1 protein-coding gene is annotated in these 643 nt (G+C 63.5%); it reads left to right on the forward strand.

Annotation, left to right across the window (positions count from 1 at the left end; genetic code table 11):
* Nucleotides 1-32: 32 nt before the first annotated feature.
* A partial coding sequence (locus ABD901_RS58825) for a toxin glutamine deamidase domain-containing protein (RefSeq protein ID WP_345145150.1) occupies nucleotides 33-643 on the forward strand: 611 nt, incomplete at its 3' end.

Raw genomic sequence — 643 nt, forward strand, 5'->3', positions numbered from 1 at the left:
TGACCGTGTCGCCGGGGTCGGGTGTGTTGCCGGTGTCGGGTGTGTTGGCTGGTTCGGTGGTGTCGGCTGGGTTGGTGGTGGTGAGTGATCGCAGTGAGTCGGAGGTGTTGGTTGATTTTCCGTGGTTGGGGGGGGTGAATCCGTATCGGGATGGTGGGGTGGGGGGTGTGGAGTCGGGTCCGGTTGGGGGGCTGATCGAGAACTGTGTGATGACGGCGATCGCGACGGATATGTCGTTGCGGGATGGGTGGGGGTATCAGGCGGGTGGGGCTGATCCGTTGCCGACGCGTCATTTGGTCAATTATCAGCGGCAGCAGTTGGGGTTGGCTGATGATGCGCCTGGTGTGGTGTTCGATGTTGCGGATTTTGGGGTGGTTCGTGGGTTGTTGGCTGGGGCTGGGGTTGGGGCTCGGGGTGTGGTGGTGGTGCAGAGTTCGGTGTCTGAGGTGTCGCATGCGTTCAATGTGGTTCGGGATGTTCGGGGTGTGACGTTCCTGGATGGTCAGGCGGGTCGGTTGGCGGTTGCGCCGGGGTCGGTGGTGGCGGTGAAGTTCCTGCCGATGACCGTTGGGTTGGTGGCGCCGGCGGGTGTTCGGGTGTCCGACGGCAGTGAGTTGGTCGGGCTGACCGGTGCTGATCCGGA

Source organism: Dactylosporangium darangshiense (assembly GCF_039537565.1).
Classification (GTDB): domain Bacteria; phylum Actinomycetota; class Actinomycetes; order Mycobacteriales; family Micromonosporaceae; genus Dactylosporangium; species Dactylosporangium darangshiense.